This window comes from Cupriavidus sp. L7L (genome assembly GCF_004353535.1).
Lineage (GTDB): Bacteria > Pseudomonadota > Gammaproteobacteria > Burkholderiales > Burkholderiaceae > Cupriavidus > Cupriavidus oxalaticus_A.
This window is the reverse complement of sequence record NZ_SMNY01000022.1, coordinates 121914-142429: the sequence shown is the minus strand read 5'-3', so window position 1 is coordinate 142429 and position 20516 is coordinate 121914. Positions and strand designations below refer to the sequence as shown.

Sequence of the window (20516 nt, the reverse complement as noted above, 5' to 3'; positions counted from 1 at the left end):
CGTACTCCTCAGGCTGCCTTGCCGGCAAACAGGCCCTGCGGCCGGATCGACAGGATCACCACCAGCAGCACGAAAGCGATGATGTCCTTGTAGTCGGTGGAAACGTAGAAGCCGCCGAAGCTCTCGGCCATGCCGATGATCAGCCCGCCGACAATGGCGCCGGGAATGCTGCCCATGCCGCCCAGGATGATGATGACGAAGGCCTTGGTGATCACCAGGTTGCCCATGCTCGGGTAGACCAGGTTGATCGGCGCGTACAGCGTGGCGGCGATCGCGGCCAGCGCGCCGGAGATGGCGAAGACCAGCAGCGTGACGCGCGTCGCATCGATGCCGACCAGCGCGGCGCCGTCGCGGTTCTGCGCCATCGCCATGATGGTGGCGCCGGTCATGGTGCGCGTGAGGAACAGGTGCAGCAGCACCATCAGCGCAAACGCGGCGCCGATGATCAGCAGGCGCTGCAGCGGCGCGGTCAGGCCGAAGACGTCGACGATCTGGCCGTACGGCGTCGGCATGCGATGGAAGTCCGCGCCCCACAGCGCCTGCGCGCCGGCCTCCAGGAACAGAAGGATGCCGATGGCCGCGATCATGTCGTGCAGCTCGGGCGAGTTGCGCAGCGGATGGAACACCAGCCGGTCGGCCAGCATCGACAGCACCGCCACCACCAGCGCGGCGCCGACCATCGCCAGCCAGTAGTTCATGCCCAGCGCCGTCATCAGGTAGTACGACACATAGGCGCCGGCCATGTAGAACGCGCCGTGCGCGAAATTGGGCACGTGCAGGATGCCGTAGACCAGCGTCAGGCCAAGCGCCACCAGGCTGTAGACGCCGCCCAGCGTCAGGCCGTTGAGTATCTGTTGAAGGAACAATGCCACGGGGTTACCTCATGCGGTTCGCGAATCGGAAATCCAGGCACGCGCTGGCAAGACGCCGCGCGTGATCCCTCGCGGCAGCGCCGGGCGCTGCCGCGCAAGAATTCGGGGCGTATGGGGATCAGGTGCGCGGAGTGCGGGCCTGACAGCGGGCGCCGGCGCCTGGCTGGCGTGTGCCGGCCGGCGTGGCGGGGATCGCGCCGTGACGGTCACGGGGCGGATGCGCGGACGCGGGGTGCGGATACTGCATGGGCTGTCTCCTGTGCGATGCGGCAACGTGGCCGCCCGGCTTGCCGGGCACCGCTGTGCCGTCGGCGGCAGCGAAAGCCCGGTGACGAGGTGTCGGGATTATTCCCGCACGATCGTTCGTTTTCACCGACTTTTGCACAGGCTTCGCGGCATCGTCAAGGAAACCGGCTGACAATTCCGCACAGCGAAATAGCGACAGCGAAACCCTCGGGAAAGCCCCAGTCGGTACGGCGCCGGAAGCGTCGTACCGATTGCGGAGGCAGGCAGGATGGGGAATGCGAGCGGGCGACGGTGGCCGCTTACTCCAGGCGGAACCCGGTCTGCTTGATCGCCAGCGCCCACTTTTTCTGCTCGGCCGCCATGAAGGACGCGAACTGGTCCGGCGAGCCCGGCGCGGCCGGGTCATAGCCCTTGCTGGCCAGTTGCTGGCGCACGCCGGGGGCGTTCAGCGCCTTGTCGATTTCCTTGCCGAGCAGCGCGACGATTTCCTTGGGCGTGCCGGCAGGTGCCACCAGGCCATACCATTCGCTGGCCTCGATGCCGGGGAAGCCGGACTCCGCCATGGTCGGCACGTCAGGGAACAGCGGCAGGCGCTGCTTGCTTGCCACGGCAATGGCCTTGAGCTGGCCGCCCTTGACGAATGGCATCACCGCCGGCACGCCGTGGAACATCATGTGGATATGCCCGCCCACCATGTCGGTCAGCGCCTGCGGGCCACCCTTGTAGGGAGCGTGCACGACGTTGATCTGGGCGTTTTCCTTGAACACTTCGCTGACCACGTTCTGCTGCGTGCCCGGCCCGACCGAAGCATAGCTCAGCTTGCCGGGCTCGGCCCTGGCGCGCGCCACCAGTTCCTTGACGGAACCGGCCACCGACGGGTTGACCACCAGCATGTAGGGCGAGCTCGCCATCAGGCCCAGCGGCGCGAAGTCCTTGCCCAGGTCGAACGGCAGGTTCTTGTGCAGGCTGGCATTGATCGCCATCGGCGCGCTGGCGACCAGCAGCGTGTAGCCGTCGGGTGCCGCCTTCGCGCCCATGCCGGCGCCGATATTGCCGGTGGCGCCGGGGCGGTTGTCGACGATCACCTGCTGGCCCAGGCTGGCGCTCATCTTCTCGGCCACCGTGCGCGTGACGGCGTCGACACCGCCGCCCGCGGGCCAGGGCACGATGATGCGGATCGGGCGGTTGGGATATCCGCCCTGCGCCAGCGCACCGGTGGCGCAGGCGGCAAATGGGGCGGCAAATGAGGTGGCAAGCGCGATCGAACCCAGGGCGCGGCCAAAGCGGTTCAGTACGGTCTTCATCATCTCTGTCTCCTCGCTGTCTCTGTGGCGGGACCCGCGGCAGCAGCGGCGGCCGGGACCCGTTCGTTGTCTTCAGTCTGTGGTGGATGCTGTTTGAGCTTGCCTATGCCGCCGCGCTGGTCCGCGCCGGAACCTGCGTGCCGCCCGCGTGCCACTGCGCCATCAACCGCTCCCAGCGGATGCGGGTGGCGGCCAGATTGCGCGCCTTGACGTGGCCGTAGCCGCGGATCTCCTGCGGCAGCCGCGCGATCTCCAGTGCCAGTTCGAGGTTGTGCGCGGAAAGTGCCGGCAGCAAGGCTTCGATGCTGCGGCGGTACTCGCCAATTAGCGCGCGTTCCTGCCTGCGTTCCTGCGTGTAGCCGAAGGGATCGAACGGCGTGCCGCGCAGGCCCCTGAGGCGGGCCAGCACGCCGAAGGCGTTGCGCATCCATGGGCCGTAAGCCCCCTTGACCGGCTCGCCGTCCTGGTTCCTGCGCGCCAGCAGTGGCGGCGCGAGGTGGTGCACCAGGCGGACCTTGCCTTCGAACATCGACGCGATCTGCTCGCGGAAGGCGGCGCCGGTGTGCAGGCGCGCCACCTCATATTCGTCTTTATAGGCCATCAGCTTGAACAGCGAGCGGGCCACGGCTTCGCTGAGGCGGGTGCCGCCGACGACCGATTCCGCTGCGCTGACGCGGCTGATGAACGACTCGTATTGCGCCGCATAGGCCCGGTTCTGGTAGCCGGCCAGGAACCCGGCGTACTTGCCCGCCAGTTCCGCCAGCGGCACCTTGCGCACGAACTGGATCACCTGCGAGCCGTCCGGCTGCGACGGCAGGTACGACTGCAGAGCAGGCATATCGTGCGCGCCCAGGCGCCCCCATTCGAACGCCGCCTTGTTGCTTTCCACCTGCACGCCGTTGAGCTCGATGGCCCGCATCAGCGCCGCGTGCGACAGCGGCACCTTGCCCTGCTGCCAGGCATAGCCGAGCAGCAGCAGGTTGGCGAAGATCGACTGGCCCAGCAGCTGCTTCGCGACCTGCTCGGCGTCGAAGCTGGCCAGTTGCCCTTCGCCGACGGCGCGCGCGATACGCGCCACCGCCTCGCCGGCCTGCGGATCCCAGTCGGGGTTGCGCACGAATGCCGCGGTGGGGGTCAGGTGGCTGTTCAGCACCACATAGGTCCGTGCCGACATCGCCGCCAGCGACGCCTTGCCAGCCGCGACCACGGTGTCGCAGGCGATCACCAGGTCGGCCATGCCCAGGTCGACGCGGCTGGCGTGCAGCGCGTCGGGGCTGGCGGCGATCTGGATATGGCTCCAGGTGGCGCCGCCCATCTGCGCCATGCCGGTCGCGTCCTGCGTGATCACGCCCTTGCCTTCCAGGTGCGCAGCCATGCCGAGCACGCCGCCGATGGTGACGATGCCGGTGCCGCCGATGCCGGCCACCACGATGCGCTGCGGCTTGCCGGCATCCGGCAGCGCGGGCATCGGGATCGCCGGCGGCGTGGCCTTGCCGCCGGCCGGCTTCGCGGTCTTCTTCAGCTGGCCGCCTTCGACCGTGACAAAGCTCGGGCAGAAGCCCTTGGTGCAGGAGAAGTCCTTGTTGCAGGTGTCCTGGTTGACCTTGCGCTTGCGCCCGAAATCGGTTTCCACCGGCTGCACGGCCAGGCAGTTGCTCTGCACCGAGCAGTCGCCGCAGCCTTCGCACACCAGCTCGTTGATGACCACGCGCCGGGCCGGATCGGCCATGGTGCCGCGCTTGCGCTCGCGGCGCTTCTTGGTGGCGCAGGCCTGGTCGTAGATGATCACGGTCACGCCGGCGACCTCGCGCAGCTCGCGCTGCACGGTGTCCAGCTCGTCGCGGTGGCGCACGGTGACGCCCGCCGCGAGGTTGCCGACACCCTTGTACTTGCCCGGCTCGTCCGTCACCACCACGATCTGGCGCGCGCCCTCGGCGGCCAGTTCGCGCGTCATTGCCGGCACGTCGAGCTGGCCGTCGACCGGCTGGCCGCCGGTCATGGCCACCGCGCTGTTGAACAGGATCTTGTAGGTCAGGTTCACACCGGCGTGGATCGACTGGCGCACCGCCAGCAGGCCAGAGTGGTTGTAGGTGCCATCGCCCAGGTTGGCGAACATGTGCGCGCGCTTGCTGAAGGGCGCCTGGCCCATCCAGTGCACGCCTTCGCCGCCCATCTGCGACCACGAGGTGGTGGACCGGTCCATCCACACCACCATGCCGTGGCAGCCGATGCCGGCGGTCGCCACCGAGCCCTCCGGCACGCGCGTGCTGGTGTTGTGCGGACAGCCGGGGCAGAACCAGGGCAGGCGGTCGGTGGCGCGGCTGTCGCCCTGCGCGGTGGCGCGTTCGGCGGCGGCGATCTCCTGCAGGCGCTGGTCCATGCGCGCGGCCATGTCGGCCGGCACGCCCAGTGCCTTCAGCCGCAGCGCGATGGCCTTGGCCACCAGCGCCGGCGACAGGTCGGCCTTGGCGCGCAGCAGCCAGTCTTCGGCGGGCTTGCGGTGGCTCCACTCGCCGCCATTGCCGTCGCTGTGGTGGTACTTGCCGAACACGGCGGGGCGCGCCGCGGGCGGGTAGTGGTAGAGCTCGTCCTTGAGCTGCTGCTCGATCACAGGCCGTTTTTCCTCGACCACCAGCACCTCGCGCAGGCCGCGCGCGAAGTCGCGCACGCTGTCCGGCTCCAGCGGCCACACCACGCTGACCTTGTGCAGGCGGATGCCGAGGGCGCGGCAGGCGGCATCGTCCAGCCCCAGGTCCAGCAGCGCCTGGCGCGTGTCGCTGTAGGCCTTGCCGCTGGCAATGATGCCCAGCCGGTCATCGGGACCCTCGATCACATTGCGGTTGAGGCGGTTGGCGCGCACGTAGGCCAGCGCCGCCGGCCACTTGAACTCCATCATGCGCGCCTCGGCCGCGAGCGGGTCGTCGGGCCAGCGGATATGCAGGCCGCCGGCGGGCTGCGTGAAATCCTCCGGCAGCACGATGCGCACGCGGTCGGCGTCGGTGACCACCGAGGCGCCCGATTCCACCACTTCCTGCACCGTCTTCATGCCCGACCACAGCCCGCTGAAGCGGCTCATCGCAAAGGCATGCACGCCCAGGTCGAGGATGTCCTGCACGTTCGCCGGGAAGAACACCGGCAGCCCGCACGCCATGAAGGTGTGGTCGCTCTGGTGCGCCAGCGTGCTGCTCTTGGACACGTGGTCGTCGCCAGCCAGCGCGATCACGCCGCCCAGCGGCGCGGTGCCGGCCAGGTTGGCGTGCTTGAGCGCGTCGCCGCTGCGGTCCACGCCGGGACCCTTGCCGTACCAGATGCCGAAGACGCCATCGAACTTCCTGCTGGCGGCATCGAACTCCAGTTGCTGCGAGCCCCACACCGCCGTGACGCCGAGTTCTTCATTGACGCCGGGCTTGAACACCACGTTGCTGGCGGCCAGGTGCGCGCGCGCCTGCCACAGCGCCTGGTCATAGGTGCCCAGCGGCGAGCCGCGATAGCCGGAGATAAAGCCGGCGGTGTTGTGGCCGGCCGCGGCATCGCGCCGGCGCTGCAGCAGCGGCAGGCGCACCAGCGCCTGTACGCCGCTCATATAGGCACGGCCGGACTCCAGCGCGTACTTGTCATCGATCGACACAGCGGCCAGGGCCTGGCGGGCCGCATCGGGGGGCATGGGGGCATTCATAGTGGCGGTTTTTCAGGCAAGCAGGGTTGAAGGGGGCCAGCCGGTGTGCGCATGGCACCCGGATCTTCGGCAAGACGGAAAAGAAAACCGGTTACCCGGGCAGGGGGATGCCCAGCGCCTGGCCGAGCGTGTCCAGCTCCCGCGCTAAGGCATCGGGCAAGGCAATGCCGTGCTGGCGCCCTTCGCGCTCGAGCAGGTCGCCGCGATGGCCGGGCAGGCGCGCGTCGGCACCGCCGGCGGCAAGGTAGTTGCCGGTCCATTGCGCCATGTAGTCGGCAAAGAGCTGCTGGCCGGCGAAGGCCTCGGGTTTGACCAGCCAGACAAAGCCGCCCTGGCGGCCGACCGCGCCGGCACCGGAGACGGTATTGCGCTCCGGCGACAGCGAGTCGGCGGTGGCGGCCATGGCGCCGGCCAGGCATTCCACCATCATGGCGATGCCGATGCCCTTGTGCCCGCCCATGGGCAGCAGCGAGCCCTCCAGCGCGCGCCTGGCATCGGTGGTGGGCTGGCCGTCGGCATCGAGCGCCCAGCCTTCCGGGATGGGTTTGCCTGCGCGCGCGGCCAGCAGGATATGGCCGCGCGCGGCGACGCTGCAGGCCACGTCGAACACGATCGGCGCCGCGCCCGGCAGCGGGCAGCCGAAAGCGATGGGGTTGTGGCCCAGCGCCGGGCGGGCAAAGCCTTCCATGCCCAGCATCGGCGGAGTGCGCTGGCCGACCATGCAGAAGGCGCCGGTCTCGGCGGCCTGCAGGGCCGGCAGGCCCAGCGCGCCCAGGTGGCCGCACGACTGCACCGCGACCAGCACGCTGGCGCTGTGCTCGAGCGCCTGCAGGCCCAGCCGCACCGCGTGCGGCGCCGCAACCTGGCCCATGGCGCCATCGGCATCGAGCACGATCCCGCCCGGGAAGGCGCGATGCGACATCCGCGGACGCGGGTTGAAGTCGCCCGCACGCAGGCGCTCGACGTAGGACGGCACCCGGGTCAGGCCATGGGTCCTGTAGCCGCGCAGCTCGCTGCGCACTAGCCCGGCGGCGGCCTCGTGCGCATGGCCGGACGCCACGCCGCACGCTTCGAAGATGGCCGCGGTCCAGTGCGTGAGCTGGTCTGCAGTGCGAAGGATGGTACGGCTCGTCATGTTGACTTCTCCCTGACAATCATCAGGCGCTCCGAGAACGGGGCGGCATAGACCGACTGGTAGTAGAGCGGCTGGTCGCGCAGCGTGTAGCCGCGCAGCTCCATGATGAAGGCCGGCGCGTCGGGTTCGAGCCCGATCTCGCGCGCCGCCGTGGCTGGGGCCGGCCCGAAGCGGATCCACTGGTCCACGCGCAGCGTCGGCAGCGACAGGCGCTGGCCGATCAGCTCGCGCAGGTTCTTCTCCAGCGCCTCGCGGTCCAGGCCGCCGAGCTGGGCGAAGTCTTCGTCGCGCATCCAGAACTCGCTGTACAGGTCCAGGCGCCCGCCCACGCTGATGACGCGCTCGATGCGCACGCAGCCATCGCCGCCGAGGAATTCGGACCAGGGACCCTGGCGCTTGACGCGCTTGACCGAGCGGGCGTGCACATAGGACGGCAGCTCGTTGCCCTGCTCGTCGCGAAAGCGCAGGTAGCGCACGTCGGCCGGCGCCACCCGGGTGCCCGAGACAAAGGTGCCGCGGCCCTGCTCGCGCGTGATCAGCCCCGAGTGCGTCAGCCGCGCCAGCGCCTTCTGCACCGTGCCCACGCTGACCCCGTGGAAGGTGGCCAGCTCGCCCTCGGAGGGCAGCCGGTCGCCTTCGCGCAGGGCGCCGGACTCGATGGAGCGGATGATGGCGTCGGAGACGCTGCTAAGTTTGGTCATGGTCGTTCAAAGGCTCAGGGCGAATCGACTGATCGCGGTCTCCCGGATATCGAGCACCTCGCTGGTCAGCCGCGTGCCGGATGCGACATCGATCGCATAGCCGTACAGCTGCTCGCCGAGGTCAGGGATCTTGTCCCCGTGCTGCAGGACGCCGCTGACGTCGAAGTCAATGTTGTCGGCCATGGTGTGCAGGGTATTGACGTTGCCGCACACCTTGACCGTCGGTGCCACCATGCTGCCGATCGGATTGCCCACCCCCGTGCCGAAGAAGGTCAGCTGGCATCCGCCGGCAGCCAGCGCAGTGAGATTTTCCACTGCCGCGGCCGGTGCGTCCATGAAATGCAAGCCCTTCTTCTGCGGTGCCTCGCCGTAGCGCAGCACGCCCACCAGGGGGCTGGTGCCGGCCTTGGCCATCGCGCCCAGCGCCTTTTCCTCGACCGTGGTCAGGCCGCCGCGCTTGTTGTCGGGCGAGGGCTGGTCCTCGCGCATGTCCACGCCGCGCGAGATCGCCAGGTGTTCCATGTTGCGCACCGCGGTGACGAAGGCCTCGCGCACGCGGCCATCGGTGGCGCGCTCGGCAAACAGGTGCTCGGCGCCGATGAACTCGGAGGTCTCGGAGATGATCACGGTGCCGCCCTCCGCCACGACCATGTCCGCCATGCGGCCGATCACGGGATTGCAGCTGAGCCCGGATGTCGTGTCCGAGCCGCCGCACTCCACGCCGATCACCAGGGACGACACCGGGCACGGCACGCGCCGCGCCCTCGACGCCGCCAGCGACAGCCGCGCGGCCTTGCGCGTGCCGTCGGCAATGCATGCGACCGTGCCGTCGGGCTGCAGGTGCACGCGTTCGACCGGCTTGCCGGTGCTGCGGATGCGGCGCGCCACTTCCTCGGTCGACGACTCTTCCAGGCCGACCAGCAGCACTGCCGCGATATTCGGATTGCGGCCCAGCCCGGCGAGCGACTCGAAGGCGAAGTCCAGGTCGGCGCCGAACTGCCCGCGCACGAACAGCGTCGTCACCGGGATGCAGCCGCCCACGGTGCGCGCGATGGTCCGGGTCACCGGGTTGCAGTTGTCCATCACGGAAACCACCGCGACCCAGTTGCGCACGCCGACCGCGCCGTTCTCGCGCGGGTATCCGAGGAAGGTTGTTGTCATCTGCTTTACCCCTTGTGCAGGTCGCCGCGGGCACGCGCCGACTCGATGTTGTGGACATGCATGTGTTCGCCGGCGCGCACCGCGCGGCTGGCGCGGCCGATGACCTGGCCGTATTTCACGATGGTGGCGCCCGCCGCCGTGTCGGCAATGCAGATCTTGTGGCCGAACGGCACGTCCTGCAGCAGCACCAGCGTGCCGGCGCGCTCGCCTTCCAGCACGCAGGCCTCGCCGGCATTGCCGGTGCCCAGCAGGGTGGCCACGTTGTCGGCCGGGTTCAGTACGATGGCTCGCGGCATTTGATCAACTCCTGTATAGGTGTTGAGGCCAACTGTAGGGAACCGGCCGGCGTATGGTCAAGAAAAATTGCGGGTTCTACGAGGAAACCACTACTCTATCCATGGAAGTCCTATATAGAAGTTTGTTGACACCGGCATCTCTGCTGTCTATCGTCATGACAACGGCGGCGGTGTCGGCGCCGGTTTATCGACACCGCGAACCCACTGGAGAAGACAGGCATGAAGGTTCGGTCACACCAGGAGAAGATCGGGCGGCTGCAGGCGCTGCGTGCGCGGCTCGATCCGCAGCAGGATTTCGGCCTCTGGTTCTGGGCAGGCATGACCGCGGGCACCCATGCCGTGAACGCGGCGCTGCACCACGCGGGCGTCACGCAGGATGACGACAGGTTTCCCACGCAGCCAGGCGTCTACCTGGTGCCGCAGCCCGATGGCAGCCTCAGGCCGGCGTTCGGTCCGCTGGGCGACGTGCTCCATGTGGGCCGGCCGAAGGTCGAGGCACCGGTGCCTGCCGACATCGCGGCGATGATGGCGGCGATGGAGGAGATCGAGCATTACCGCGATCCCTGCCTGCGCGAGGGCCTTGAACCCACCCCGGCCATTGCCGAAGTCTGCGATGCGGCGCTGCGCCGCTGCCTGGCGCTGCTGGCGGCGCGACTGGAAGGAGCAAGGGATGGATATTGAACGCCACATGGCGATGGCGCGCGGCATCGAGGCATCGCTGCAGAAGTGCACCAGCGCCGACTACGAGATGCTGATCGAAGGCGCGATGCTGGCCGGCACGCACTGGCTCAACGCGCTGCTGCACAAGCTCGGCACCACGCCCCCGCAGGCGGACGTGTTCCACAGCTACCTGCTGACCGTCAATGAATTCCGCCGGCTGGCGGTGGCGGCGGAACGGCCGCTGCATGCGCTGGCCGCGATCGAGGACAGCCGCGTGCCGTTCGTGCGCGGCAACCACCCCGGCGGTGAAGCAGCCGCCGAGCGCGCACTGGAACTGCTGTCGCTGATCAGGGCGACGGCGCTTGGTAGCACATAAGGCAGTGCATAGGGCAGCACAGGGATCAATCGGGAAAGGAGACAACAGTGAAGGCAGTCCGCGTAGTGCCGGGCCCGGAGGGCGGCAAGGTCGAAGTGCAGGATATCCCGGTGCCGGTGGCGGCGGCGGGGCAGGTGCTGGTCAGGGTGCGCGCCGCCGGCCTGAACCGGGGCGAGATCAACCAGGCGAAGGAATTGCGCTCGGGCAATACCATCACCGCCGGCGTCGAGTTTGCCGGCGAGGTGGCCGACGTTGGCGCGGGCGTCAGCGGCTGGCGCAAGGGCGACCGCGTGATGGGTCATGGCCGCGGCTGCCAGGCCGAGTACGTGGTGGCCGAGCCGCTGGCGCTGATGCCGGTGCCGGACGGGCTGTCGTGGATCGATGCCGCGGCGTTTCCCAATGTCTTTATCACCGCGCATGATGCGCTGGTCACCAACGGCCGGCTGGTGGCGGGCGAATCGGTGCTGGTCAACGGCGCCTCGGGTGGCGTGGCGATGGCGGCGATCCAGATCGCCTCGCTGATGGGCGCGCGCCCCGTGATCGCGTCGTCGCGCTCGGCGGCCAAGCTCGACAAGATCAGCCAGTTCGGCGTGGACGTGGGCATCGATGCCTCGCGCGAGGACCAGGTCGCGGCGGTCATGGCGGCCACCGGCGACAAGGGTGTCGACATCATCATCGACACGGTCGGCGGCCCGCTGTTCGAAGCCAATATGCAAAGCCTGGCGGTCAAGGGCCGGCTGGTGAACATCGCGCGGCTGGGTTCCGCAACCGCGCAGATCGACCTGACGCAGCTCTGGCTCAAGCGCCTGCAGCTGATCGGCGTGACCTTCCGCACCCGCACCGAACAGGAGCGGCTGGAATGCATCCAGGCCTGCGCGCGCGACATGCTGCCGTTCCTGCGCGCGGGGCGCGTGCGGCTGCCAATCGATCGCACCTTTGCCATGACCGATATAGCCGCCGCGCATGCCTACATGAAGCAAGAGCAGCACGTGGGCAAGATTGTGCTGCTTGCAGACTGATTCCACAGAAAAGACGAGGAGACATGATGACCATCCAGATCCAGCCGCTGACCGGTTCCGTTGGTGCCGCCGTGACCGGCGTCGACCTGAACCAGCCGCTCGACGATGCCAGCTTCGACATCCTGCACCGCGCATTCCTGGAATACGGTGTGCTGGTATTCCGCGGCCAGCACCTGCAGCCCGCGGCGCAGGTCGCCTTCGCGCGGCGCTGGGGCAAGCCGGTGCAGGGCAACCCGCTGCTCAAGGGCCTGACAGAGTTCCCGGAGCTGGCCCAGGTGACCAAGATTCCCAAGGAGACCGCGTCGACCGAGGCCTGGCATTCGGACTCGATCTACACCGAGGTGCCGCCCAAGATCTCGATCCTGTCGGCGGTCACCATCCCGGTTGGCGGCGACACCATGTGGTGCAACCAGTACGTGTCCTACGAGCGGCTGTCGCCGGCGATGCAGCGCATGATCGAAGGGCTGCGCTGCCGCTTCTCCGGCGCGCGGCTGGCCAAAATGACCGGCTCCGACAAGGTTCCCACCGCCGTGCATCCGATCGTGCGCACTCACCCGGAAACCGGCCGCAAGGCGCTGTACGTCGGCCATCCCGATACCGCGCAGTGCATCGAGGGCATGACCGAGGCGGAGAGCCGGCCACTGCTCGACTTCCTCTACGAGCATTCGGTCTCGCCCGACAACGTCTACCGCCATATGTGGCAGCAGGGCGATGTGCTGATGTGGGACAACCGCTGCACCATGCACTACGCGGTGCACGACTACGGCAATGCCGAACGTGTCTTGAACCGCGTCACGCTGGAAGGCGAAGTGCCGCGCTGAGCCGCAACGCCACAGACCGGCGCCGCCATGCGGCGCCAATCCGGAGAATGAAGATGCTGATAGGGATCCCGACTGAGTCGCGGGCGGGGGAGGCGCGTGTTGCCGCGACGCCGGAGACCGTAAAGAAGTACGTGGCGCAGGGCCACAAGGTCATCGTGCAGGCCGGCGCCGGCGTTCGCGCCAGCCAGCCCGACGGCGCGTATGAAGCGGCCGGCGCCACCATCGGCACCGCTGCCGAAGCGCTGGGGGCACAGCTGGTGCTCAAGGTGCGCGCGCCCGACGACGCGGAACTGGCACAGATGAAGCCGGGGGCCGTACTGGTGGGCATGCTCAATCCCTTCGATGCCGAGAACAACGCGCGCATGGCGGCAGCCAGCGTGATCGCGTTCGCACTCGAGGCCGCGCCGCGCACAACGCGCGCGCAGAGCATGGACGTGCTGTCGTCGCAGGCCAACATCGCCGGCTACAAGGCCGTGCTGGTGGCCGCGCACCACTACCAGCGCTTCATGCCGATGCTGATGACCGCCGCCGGCACCGTCAAGGCCGCACGCGTGCTGATCCTGGGCGCCGGCGTCGCCGGCCTGCAGGCGATTGCCACCGCCAAGCGCCTGGGCGCGGTGATCGAAGCGTCCGACGTGCGCCCCGCGGTCAAGGAGCAGATCGAATCGCTCGGCGGCAAGTTCCTCGACGTGCCGTTCCTGACCGACGAAGAGCGCGAGATCGCGCAGGGCGTGGGCGGCTATGCGCGGCCGATGCCGCCGGACTGGATGAAGCGCCAGGCCGAGCTGGTGCACCAGCGCGCGATCCAGGCCGACATCGTCATCACCACCGCGCTGATCCCGGGCCGCAAGGCGCCGGTGCTGCTGCAGGAAGCGACCGTGCAGCAGATGAAGCCGGGCTCGGTGGTGGTCGACCTGGCCGCGGCGCAGGGCGGCAACTGCCCGCTGACGGTGGCCGACGAAGTGGTCGAGCGCCATGGCGTCACCCTCATCGGCCATACCAACCTGGCCAGCATGGTGGCGGCCGACGCCTCGGCGCTCTATGCGCGCAACGTGCTGGATTTCCTCAAGCTTGTCGTCGACAAGGATGGCCAGTTCACGCTCAACCTCGAAGACGACATCGTCGCCGCCTGCCTGGTGGCGGGACGCAAGGAAGCGGCGCTGGCCGGCTGATTCAAAGGAGACCTCAATGGAAATGGTTAGCCACACGGTGATCAACCTGATCATCTTTGTCCTGGCGATCTACGTGGGCTACCACGTGGTCTGGACCGTCACGCCCGCGCTGCATACGCCGCTGATGGCGGTGACCAATGCGATCTCGGCCATCATCATCGTCGGCGCGATGCTGGCCGCAGGACTGACCGAAGGCAATGTCGGCCGGGCCATGGGCACGCTGGCGGTGGCGCTGGCGGCGGTCAATGTGTTCGGCGGCTTCCTGGTCACGCAGCGCATGCTGGAGATGTTCCGCAAGAAGGCACCGAAGGCACCGCCGCAGGACAGCGCGCAGGCCGGCGGGAAGCTGGCGGAGGTGGCGCGATGAACGGCCTGTCGATGAATCTGGTGACGCTGTCCTACCTGGGCGCATCGGTCTGCTTTATCCAGGCGCTGAAGGGGCTGTCGCACCCGACCACGGCACGGCGCGGCAATGCCTTCGGCATGGCGGGCATGCTGGTGGCCGCGCTGACCACGGTGGCGCTGATCCTGAAGCTGAAGAACGAGGTGCTGGCGGGCGCGGGCGAGGCCGGCAACACCGGCAGCGGGCTGGCATTGATCCTGGCGGCGCTGGTGGTCGGCGGCGGCATCGGCGCCTACGTGGCGCGCAAGGTTCAAATGACCAGGATGCCCGAGCTGGTCGCGGCGATGCACTCGCTGATCGGTCTCGCGGCGGTGTTCATCGCGGTGGCCGCGGTAGCGGAGCCTGCGGCATTCGGCATCGCGCCGGTCGGTTCGAACGATATTCCGCTGGGCAACCGGATCGAGCTGTTCATCGGCTGCTTCGTCGGCGCCATCACCTTCTCCGGTTCGGTGATCGCCTTCGGCAAGCTGGCCGGGCGCTACAAGTTCCGCCTGTTCCAGGGCGCGCCGGTGGTGTTCGCCGGCCAGCACTGGCTCAACCTGCTGCTGGCGGTGGCAATGATCGGCTTCGGCATCGCCTTCTTCCTGACACAGGCGTGGGAGCCGTTCCTGGTCATGCTGGCGATCGCCTTCGTGCTGGGCGTGCTGATCATCATCCCGATCGGTGGCGCCGACATGCCGGTGGTGGTGTCGATGCTGAACTCGTACTCGGGCTGGGCGGCGGCGGGCATCGGCTTCTCGCTGAACAACCCGATGCTGATCATCGCCGGCTCGCTGGTGGGCTCAAGCGGCGCCATCCTCTCGTACATCATGTGCCGCGCGATGAACCGCTCGTTCTTCAATGTGATCCTCGGGGGCTTCGGCAGCGACGCCGCCGCCGCGAGCGGTCCGGCCGGGCAGGCCCAGCGCAACGTGAAGTCCGGCTCGGCCGACGATGCCGCCTTCCTGATGGGCAACGCCGAGACCGTGATCATCGTCCCCGGCTACGGCCTGGCCGTGGCGCGCGCGCAGCATGCGCTGAAGGAACTGACCGAAGAGCTGACCGAGAAGGGCGTGACCGTGAAGTACGCGATCCACCCGGTGGCCGGCCGCATGCCGGGCCACATGAACGTGCTGCTGGCCGAGGCCGAGGTGCCGTACGACCAGGTCTTCGAGATGGAAGACATCAACAGCGAGTTCGGCCAGGCCGACGTGGTGCTGGTGCTGGGCGCCAACGACGTGGTCAACCCGGCGGCCAAGACCGATCCCAAGTCGCCGATCGCCGGGATGCCGATCCTGGAGGCGTACAAGGCCAAGACCATCATCGTCAACAAGCGCTCGATGGCGGCCGGCTATGCCGGCCTGGACAACGAGCTGTTCTACATGGACAAGACCATGATGGTGTTCGGCGACGCCAAGAAGGTGGTCGAGGACATGGTCAAGGCTGCCTGAGCCGCGCGGCAAGCCGACAACGAAGGCCACACGGAGAACGAATCGATGCAAGCAGCCCAAGCGGCACCGCCCGACGCAGGCGGCACGGGATTCGACAACGCCGCGCTGGCGGCGCTGCTGCACCGCGAAGGCCTGATCGCGCAGCCCCGGCTGACGCTGGAGCGCCTGGCGGGCGGCCAGTCCAACCCGACCTACCGGATCGCGTGCGGTGCGCAGCAGTACGTGCTGCGCACCAGGCCGCCGGGACAGCTGCTGTCATCGGCGCATGCCATCGACCGGGAGTTCCGCGTCATGCAGGCGCTGCGCGACAGCGACGTGCCGGTGCCGCGGGTCCACCTGTACAGCGAGGACCTCGCCGTCGTGGGCAGCGCGTTCTACGTGATGGACTTCCTGCAGGGCCGCGTCGTCTACGACCAGTCGCTGCCCGGTGTGGCACGCGGGCGGCGCGCCGCCCACTACCGCGAGATGAACCGCGTGATCGGCGCGCTGCACCGGGTGGACTACCGCGCCGCCGGCCTGCAGGATTACGGGCGCACCGGCGGCTACGTGGCGCGCCAGCTCGCACGCTGGTCCGCCCAGTGCCGCGATGCCGGCATGGACGGCAACCCGGCACTGGCGGCGCTGGCCGAATGGCTGCCGCACCACGTTCCCGATGCCGACCGGACCTGCCTCGTGCACGGCGACTACCGCATGGACAACCTGGTGTTCCACCCGACCGAGCCGCGCGTGCTGGGCGTGCTGGACTGGGAGCTGTCCACGCTGGGCGACCCGCTGGCTGACCTGGCCTACCACTGCATGAGCTGGCATATCCCGGCCGACCTGTGGCGCGGCATCGGCGGACTGGACCTGCAGGCGCTCGGCATTCCGGACGAGCAGGCCTACCTGCGCTGGTATGGCGAGAGCAACGGCACGCACGCGCTCGAACACTGGGACTTCTATCTTGCCTACAACTTCTTCCGGCTCGCGGCGATCATGCACGGCATCGGCCAGCGCGCCCGCCAGGGCAACGCGGCCGCGGCCGATGCCATGGAGACGGGCCGGAAGGCCGTGCCGCTGGCCGAGCTGGGCTGGCAGTTCGCGTTGCGCTATGGTGCTGCGGGCCGGTAGCGGTACCAAGCGCTGAAGATTTCTTTCGATCCGCCTCATGAGGTGCTTCCTGTGCCAGCCCCGCGGTCAGGGCCGCCAGGAACTCACAGGCTGTGCAGTGTCGCCAACGGTACATGGCAAGCTGTGAACGACAGCGCTCTGCTCTTCATCGATGCGCGGCCCCCGAGGTCCCGGCGGCAGCCGCCGGAACCGTCCCATGCTTGCAGCCACCTCACCTATAGTGATCGTGGCAGTGCCAAGCAGGGGGATTAGCGATGAGCATCGAATCGAATGCGGAAGGCGACATGCATGCCCGGGAAGTGCCGGGCGGGGAGCAGTACGCCAGCGGCGATGCCGAGGACTCCAGCGTGCGGGAACACCCTCGTTATCAGCAGATGTTCCCGGTCCTGACGGAAGCGGAAATCGAACGGGTGCGGCGCTTCGCCAGCGTCTGCCACTACGCTCGTGGGGAATATCTGTACCGGGTTGGCAATACGTGTCCCGGTGTATTCGTCATCCTCTCGGGGAAGGTCCGCATCGTTGCTCCCGAAGGCCTGCGTGAAAAGCGGATCATCCACATCTATACGCAGCACGGCGAATTTACTTCGGATATCACGCAACTATCGAGCAAGCCGGCTGTGGTGGATGCGCACGTCGATGAAGATGTTGACGCGTTGCTGCTGCGACCGGATGACCTCAGCGCACTGATCATTCGGGAAGCCGATATCGGCGAGAAAATCATGCGCGCGCTGATCCTGCGGCGTGCGCTGGCGGTCGAGCGTGGGCGCGGGCTCGTGATCGTCGGCGCTGCCGGCAATCCGCGCCTGCTGGCGCTACAGGATTTCCTGCGGCGCAATGGCTTTCCATACATGGCCCTCGACGCCGAAGCCGATGTGGATGCCATTGCACTGCTCGAGCACCTGACGCCCCAGCCTGACGACTTTCCGCTGGTAGTCTGTCCCAACGGCACTACCTTGCGGAATCCGGATGTCGGGCAGCTTGCATCGTGCCTGGGACTGGTGCCGGAATTCAAGCCGAGCCACGTCTACGATGTGGCAATCATCGGCGCCGGGCCCGCCGGACTGGCGACCGCTGTCTATGCAGCATCCGAAGGCTTGTCCGTGGTTGTGTTCGACTGTCGTGCGCCAGGTGGGCAGGCGGGCTCGAGCGCGCGTATCGAGAACTACCTCGGATTCCCGACCGGCATCACGGGGCACGAGCTGGCGAGCCGCGCTTTCGTCCAGGCGCAGAAATTCGGCGCCCATATCGGTATCCCGTGCGAAGTCAAGGCTCTGTATTGCGACAAGCAGCCGCTTGTCGTCGAGCTTGCCGACGGTCAACGCATCTGCTCGCGCACCGTGGTGATCGCCTCGGGCGCCGAGTATCGACGTCCGGCGGTGGACGGCCTGGCGCGCTTCGAGGGTGGCGGCGTCTATTACTGGGCAACGCCGCTCGAGGCCAGGTTGTGCCGGAACGAGCCCGTTCTGCTGATCGGGGGCGGCAATTCGGCGGGACAGGCGGCGGTCTTCCTTTCATTGCACGCCGAACATGTGCACATGTTCATCCGGGGCACGACGCTGGACGACAGCATGTCGCGCTATCTCGTGGAACGCATCAAGTCGCTGCCGAACCTGACATTGCATACGCGCATCGAGCTCAGCGCGCTCGAAGGCAGGACGCAACTGGAACGGGTGCATTATCGTGGCGCAGGAGGCGCCGAGGGCAGCATGACGACCCATCACCTGTTCGTGTTCATCGGGGCCGAGCCGAACACGGGGTGGCTGCGGACCTGCGGGGTATCGCTCGATGACAAGGGCTTCGTGCTGACGGGCCCCGACGTCGCCGATGCGCCGTCGCAAGCCCTGCCGCTGCAGACAAGCGTGCAAGGCGTGTTCGCGACCGGCGACGTACGTTCGGGTTCCACCAAGCGCGTCGCGTCGGCGGTCGGCGAGGGCGCGGCCGTGGTCGCACAGATTCATCGCTTACTGACAGAAGCACGCACCGCACGTCAGGCTACGCCTGCCTGAGGGGCCAGCCCAGCGACAAGATCCCGCTGCTGCACATGCAGGTGGGCAGCGCTGCACCATCAAAAACTGCTTGTGCTTTATAACTACGACTAATAGAATCGTAGTTATGGTCCATTCGGGTGCCGCCGATATGCCAAGGGTGCGCTGCCTGGGTGAGTCGGGAACTGCATGTTCCGTACGCTGAAATGGCGATCGGAGCTTTTATGGCCACCAGCGCACCAGCGACCTCCAGTTTTGAGGCTGGATTGAGGTAAGGGCGCATCGACTCAAGAGTCTCAAAGATGCATGGAGTGAAGAACGATGAATCGCAAGTCTCGACAAACGCTGCTCGCCGCTGCCCTCGTGGCAATGCTGGGGGCCGGTGTGGCAGCCTCCGTGCTGCGTCCCTGGCACGGCGGGGAAGCGCAGGCCACCACGCCGCCGCCGGCACCGGCTGTGGAAGTGGCGGCAGTGGTGGGCCAGACCATCACCGAATGGGATGAATTCTCGGGCCGCATCGAGGCCGTGGACCGTGTGGAGATCCGTCCCCGTGTGTCCGGCACGATCGAAACGGTGCATTTCCGCGATGGCTCGATGGTGACGAAGGGCGACCCGCTGTTCACGATCGATCCGCGCCCCTATGCGGCCGAAGTGGCGCGCGCCGAGGCGGCGCTGGCTGCGGCGCAGGTACGGGCGTCGCATGCGCAGACCGAAAAGGCGCGCGCAACGCCTGCTCGACGATAACGCGATCTCGCGGCGCGAGTTCGACGAGCGCATCAACGCGGCCAGCGAGATGTCGGCCGACGTCCGCGGCGCGCGGTGGAAGCTGTTTGGCGATGCCGATCTGGACCGGCTGATCGACGCGGCCAACACTCACAACCAGGAGCTGGCCGCGGCGGCGGCGCGCCTGAAGCAGGCGCGTGCGTTCACCGGCGCCACCGAGGCGGACCGGTACCCGCAACTGAGCGTGGGCCTGGACCCGACGCGCTCCCAGTCGTCGGCCGCCTCGCAGGGGCTGCCCGATGGCGCGCGCGTGGCGCCCCGGACGGTGCTCAAGGCCCGTGCGTTCGCCAGCTATGAGCTTGACCTGTTTGGCCGCGTGGCCAGCAGCGTGAACGCCGCGCGCGCCGACGAGCGGGGTGCTGAGGAGCTGTACCGGTCGGTGCAGCTGGCGCTGCAGGCCGACGTGGCGCAGGCCTACTTCGCGCTGCGCACGCTGGACAGTGACCGCGAGCTGCTCAATGCGACGATCAGGCTGCGTGAGGGCGCGCTGTCGCTGCTGCGCAAGCGCTACGAAGCAGGGGAGACCACCGACCTGGATCCGGCCCGCGCCGAAAGCGAACTGGGCACGGCGCGCTCCGACCTGGCCGGCATCGAACGCCGCCGAGCCAACCAGGAACACGCGCTGGCCGTGCTGACCGGCGTGGCGCCCGCGCAGTTCGGACTCGCCGCCCGGCCGTTCGATACCGCTCCGGTGGCCGTGCCGGCGGGGCTGCCGTCGGAACTGCTCGAGCGCCGGCCCGATATTGCGGCGGCGGAGCGCCAGATGGCAGCAGCCAATGCGCGCATCGGCATCGCCCGCGCGGCGTTTTTCCCGCGCATCTCGCTCACGGCGCTGTTCGGCTTCGAGTCTTCGGACCTGTCGAACCTGTTCCAGTGGTCGTCGCGCACGTGGCTGCTGGGCCCGCTGATCGGTTCGACGGTGGCGCAGACCGTGCTCGACGGTGGCCGCAACCGATCAAACCTGGCTGGCACCCGCGCCGCGCACGAGGAGAGCGTGGCGCGCTACCGGCAGACCGTGCTGTCGGCGTTCCGTGAGGTGGAGGACAGCCTGGCCGATGTGCGCTGGCTCAGCCAGCAGGCCACGGCGCTCGACGGCGCCCTGGCCGGCGCGAAACAGGCGCAGCGCATTTCGCGCAGCCGCTACGATGCCGGTGCCGTTGACTACCTGACCGTGATCGACGCCGACCGCACCGTGCTGCAGTCGCAGCGCGATGCTAATGCGGTGGCAGGCTTGCGTGCCGCGGCGACGGTGTCGCTGGTGCGCAGCCTCGGGGGCGGATGGAGCCAGCGGCAACAATCCTGACGGCGCGCCTTGCGGTTCCCGCAGAAGTTGTATAGCATTTCAACTACGATATACAAAGTCCTAGTA

Annotated in this window: 18 protein-coding genes; 11 read left to right on the top strand and 7 right to left on the bottom strand. The window is 68.1% G+C overall.

All coding sequences use genetic code 11. The annotated features are described in order from the left end of the window. Positions 1 to 8: 8 nt before the first annotated feature. From E1J61_RS20135 to E1J61_RS20105, 7 genes are all read right to left on the bottom strand, one after another. Positions 9 to 872 (bottom strand): branched-chain amino acid ABC transporter permease, encoded by an 864-nt coding sequence (locus tag E1J61_RS20135; protein ID WP_133095783.1) that lies wholly within the window; start codon positions 870 to 872, stop codon positions 9 to 11. A gap of 545 nt (positions 873 to 1417) precedes the next feature. Continuing rightward, positions 1418 to 2422, bottom strand: coding sequence for a tripartite tricarboxylate transporter substrate binding protein (locus E1J61_RS20130; RefSeq protein WP_133096032.1), 1005 nt, complete (start codon positions 2420 to 2422; stop codon positions 1418 to 1420). 103 nt (positions 2423 to 2525) lie between these two features. Continuing rightward, positions 2526 to 6098 carry an indolepyruvate ferredoxin oxidoreductase family protein gene (locus tag E1J61_RS20125; RefSeq protein ID WP_133095782.1) on the bottom strand — a complete coding sequence of 1191 codons (3573 nt, stop codon included), beginning with the start codon at positions 6096 to 6098 and terminating at the stop codon, positions 2526 to 2528. Between the two features lie 91 nt (positions 6099 to 6189). Continuing rightward, positions 6190 to 7233 (bottom strand): Ldh family oxidoreductase, encoded by a 1044-nt coding sequence (locus E1J61_RS20120; protein WP_133095781.1) that lies wholly within the window; start codon positions 7231 to 7233, stop codon positions 6190 to 6192. Beyond that, positions 7230 to 7934 (bottom strand): GntR family transcriptional regulator, encoded by a 705-nt coding sequence (locus E1J61_RS20115; RefSeq protein ID WP_133095780.1) that lies wholly within the window; start codon positions 7932 to 7934, stop codon positions 7230 to 7232. Before E1J61_RS20115 ends, E1J61_RS20120 begins: the two co-directional genes overlap by 4 nt. A 6-nt stretch (positions 7935 to 7940) precedes the next feature. Then, positions 7941 to 9095, bottom strand: coding sequence for a UxaA family hydrolase (locus E1J61_RS20110; protein ID WP_133095779.1), 1155 nt, complete (start codon positions 9093 to 9095; stop codon positions 7941 to 7943). A 5-nt stretch (positions 9096 to 9100) separates the two neighbouring features. Further along, on the bottom strand, positions 9101 to 9391 hold the full coding sequence (locus tag E1J61_RS20105) for a UxaA family hydrolase (protein ID WP_133095778.1): 291 nt from the start codon (positions 9389 to 9391) through the stop codon (positions 9101 to 9103). Between the two features lie 219 nt (positions 9392 to 9610). Between E1J61_RS20105 and E1J61_RS20100 the strand changes: the two genes are divergently transcribed. From E1J61_RS20100 to E1J61_RS20055, 11 genes are all read left to right on the top strand, one after another. Further along, on the top strand, positions 9611 to 10072 hold the full coding sequence (locus E1J61_RS20100) for a hypothetical protein (RefSeq protein ID WP_133095777.1): 462 nt from the start codon (positions 9611 to 9613) through the stop codon (positions 10070 to 10072). After that, on the top strand, positions 10062 to 10427 hold the full coding sequence (locus E1J61_RS20095; RefSeq protein WP_133095776.1) for a hypothetical protein: 366 nt from the start codon (positions 10062 to 10064) through the stop codon (positions 10425 to 10427). Before E1J61_RS20100 ends, E1J61_RS20095 begins: the two co-directional genes overlap by 11 nt. 47 nt (positions 10428 to 10474) lie before the next feature. Further along, on the top strand, positions 10475 to 11446 hold the full coding sequence (locus E1J61_RS20090) for a zinc-binding dehydrogenase (protein WP_133095775.1): 972 nt from the start codon (positions 10475 to 10477) through the stop codon (positions 11444 to 11446). A 26-nt stretch (positions 11447 to 11472) separates the two neighbouring features. Further along, the gene (locus tag E1J61_RS20085) at positions 11473 to 12267 is read left to right on the top strand and encodes a TauD/TfdA family dioxygenase (protein WP_133096031.1); all 795 of its coding nucleotides are present in this window, start codon (positions 11473 to 11475) and stop codon (positions 12265 to 12267) included. 53 nt (positions 12268 to 12320) lie between these two features. Beyond that, positions 12321 to 13439 (top strand): Re/Si-specific NAD(P)(+) transhydrogenase subunit alpha, encoded by a 1119-nt coding sequence (locus E1J61_RS20080; protein ID WP_133095774.1) that lies wholly within the window; start codon positions 12321 to 12323, stop codon positions 13437 to 13439. 16 nt (positions 13440 to 13455) lie between these two features. Then, the gene (locus E1J61_RS20075; protein WP_133095773.1) at positions 13456 to 13806 is read left to right on the top strand and encodes an NAD(P) transhydrogenase subunit alpha; all 351 of its coding nucleotides are present in this window, start codon (positions 13456 to 13458) and stop codon (positions 13804 to 13806) included. Further along, positions 13803 to 15272 (top strand): NAD(P)(+) transhydrogenase (Re/Si-specific) subunit beta, encoded by a 1470-nt coding sequence (locus E1J61_RS20070; protein WP_133095772.1) that lies wholly within the window; start codon positions 13803 to 13805, stop codon positions 15270 to 15272. Before E1J61_RS20075 ends, E1J61_RS20070 begins: the two co-directional genes overlap by 4 nt. Before the next feature lie 45 nt (positions 15273 to 15317). Continuing rightward, positions 15318 to 16379, top strand: coding sequence for a phosphotransferase (locus E1J61_RS20065; RefSeq protein WP_133095771.1), 1062 nt, complete (start codon positions 15318 to 15320; stop codon positions 16377 to 16379). A gap of 254 nt (positions 16380 to 16633) precedes the next feature. After that, positions 16634 to 18385 carry an FAD-dependent oxidoreductase gene (locus E1J61_RS20060; RefSeq protein ID WP_133095770.1) on the top strand — a complete coding sequence of 584 codons (1752 nt, stop codon included), beginning with the start codon at positions 16634 to 16636 and terminating at the stop codon, positions 18383 to 18385. Between the two features lie 300 nt (positions 18386 to 18685). Further along, positions 18686 to 19108, top strand: a complete 423-nt coding sequence (locus E1J61_RS37850) for a biotin/lipoyl-binding protein (RefSeq protein WP_243736931.1) — start codon at positions 18686 to 18688, stop codon at positions 19106 to 19108. Continuing rightward, the gene (locus tag E1J61_RS20055) at positions 19065 to 20450 is read left to right on the top strand and encodes an efflux transporter outer membrane subunit (RefSeq protein WP_243736930.1); all 1386 of its coding nucleotides are present in this window, start codon (positions 19065 to 19067) and stop codon (positions 20448 to 20450) included. Before E1J61_RS37850 ends, E1J61_RS20055 begins: the two co-directional genes overlap by 44 nt. The last annotated feature ends 66 nt before the right edge of the window (positions 20451 to 20516 follow it).

What these genes read in the sequence shown, in the direction of transcription:
- E1J61_RS37850 (WP_243736931.1), top strand. Translation starts at nt 18,686, where the DNA reads ATGAATCGCAAGTCTCGACAAACGCTGCTCGCCGCTGCCCTCGTGGCA.
- E1J61_RS20130 (WP_133096032.1), bottom strand. Translation starts at nt 2,422, where the DNA reads ATGAAGACCGTACTGAACCGCTTTGGCCGCGCCCTGGGTTCGATCGCG.
- E1J61_RS20060 (WP_133095770.1), top strand. Translation starts at nt 16,634, where the DNA reads ATGAGCATCGAATCGAATGCGGAAGGCGACATGCATGCCCGGGAAGTG.
- E1J61_RS20110 (WP_133095779.1), bottom strand. Translation starts at nt 9,095, where the DNA reads ATGACAACAACCTTCCTCGGATACCCGCGCGAGAACGGCGCGGTCGGC.
- E1J61_RS20105 (WP_133095778.1), bottom strand. Translation starts at nt 9,391, where the DNA reads ATGCCGCGAGCCATCGTACTGAACCCGGCCGACAACGTGGCCACCCTG.
- E1J61_RS20115 (WP_133095780.1), bottom strand. Translation starts at nt 7,934, where the DNA reads ATGACCAAACTTAGCAGCGTCTCCGACGCCATCATCCGCTCCATCGAG.
- E1J61_RS20120 (WP_133095781.1), bottom strand. Translation starts at nt 7,233, where the DNA reads ATGACGAGCCGTACCATCCTTCGCACTGCAGACCAGCTCACGCACTGG.
- E1J61_RS20055 (WP_243736930.1), top strand. Translation starts at nt 19,065, where the DNA reads ATGCGCAGACCGAAAAGGCGCGCGCAACGCCTGCTCGACGATAACGCG.
- E1J61_RS20080 (WP_133095774.1), top strand. Translation starts at nt 12,321, where the DNA reads ATGCTGATAGGGATCCCGACTGAGTCGCGGGCGGGGGAGGCGCGTGTT.
- E1J61_RS20065 (WP_133095771.1), top strand. Translation starts at nt 15,318, where the DNA reads ATGCAAGCAGCCCAAGCGGCACCGCCCGACGCAGGCGGCACGGGATTC.
- E1J61_RS20070 (WP_133095772.1), top strand. Translation starts at nt 13,803, where the DNA reads ATGAACGGCCTGTCGATGAATCTGGTGACGCTGTCCTACCTGGGCGCA.
- E1J61_RS20100 (WP_133095777.1), top strand. Translation starts at nt 9,611, where the DNA reads ATGAAGGTTCGGTCACACCAGGAGAAGATCGGGCGGCTGCAGGCGCTG.
- E1J61_RS20095 (WP_133095776.1), top strand. Translation starts at nt 10,062, where the DNA reads ATGGATATTGAACGCCACATGGCGATGGCGCGCGGCATCGAGGCATCG.
- E1J61_RS20125 (WP_133095782.1), bottom strand. Translation starts at nt 6,098, where the DNA reads ATGAATGCCCCCATGCCCCCCGATGCGGCCCGCCAGGCCCTGGCCGCT.
- E1J61_RS20085 (WP_133096031.1), top strand. Translation starts at nt 11,473, where the DNA reads ATGACCATCCAGATCCAGCCGCTGACCGGTTCCGTTGGTGCCGCCGTG.
- E1J61_RS20075 (WP_133095773.1), top strand. Translation starts at nt 13,456, where the DNA reads ATGGAAATGGTTAGCCACACGGTGATCAACCTGATCATCTTTGTCCTG.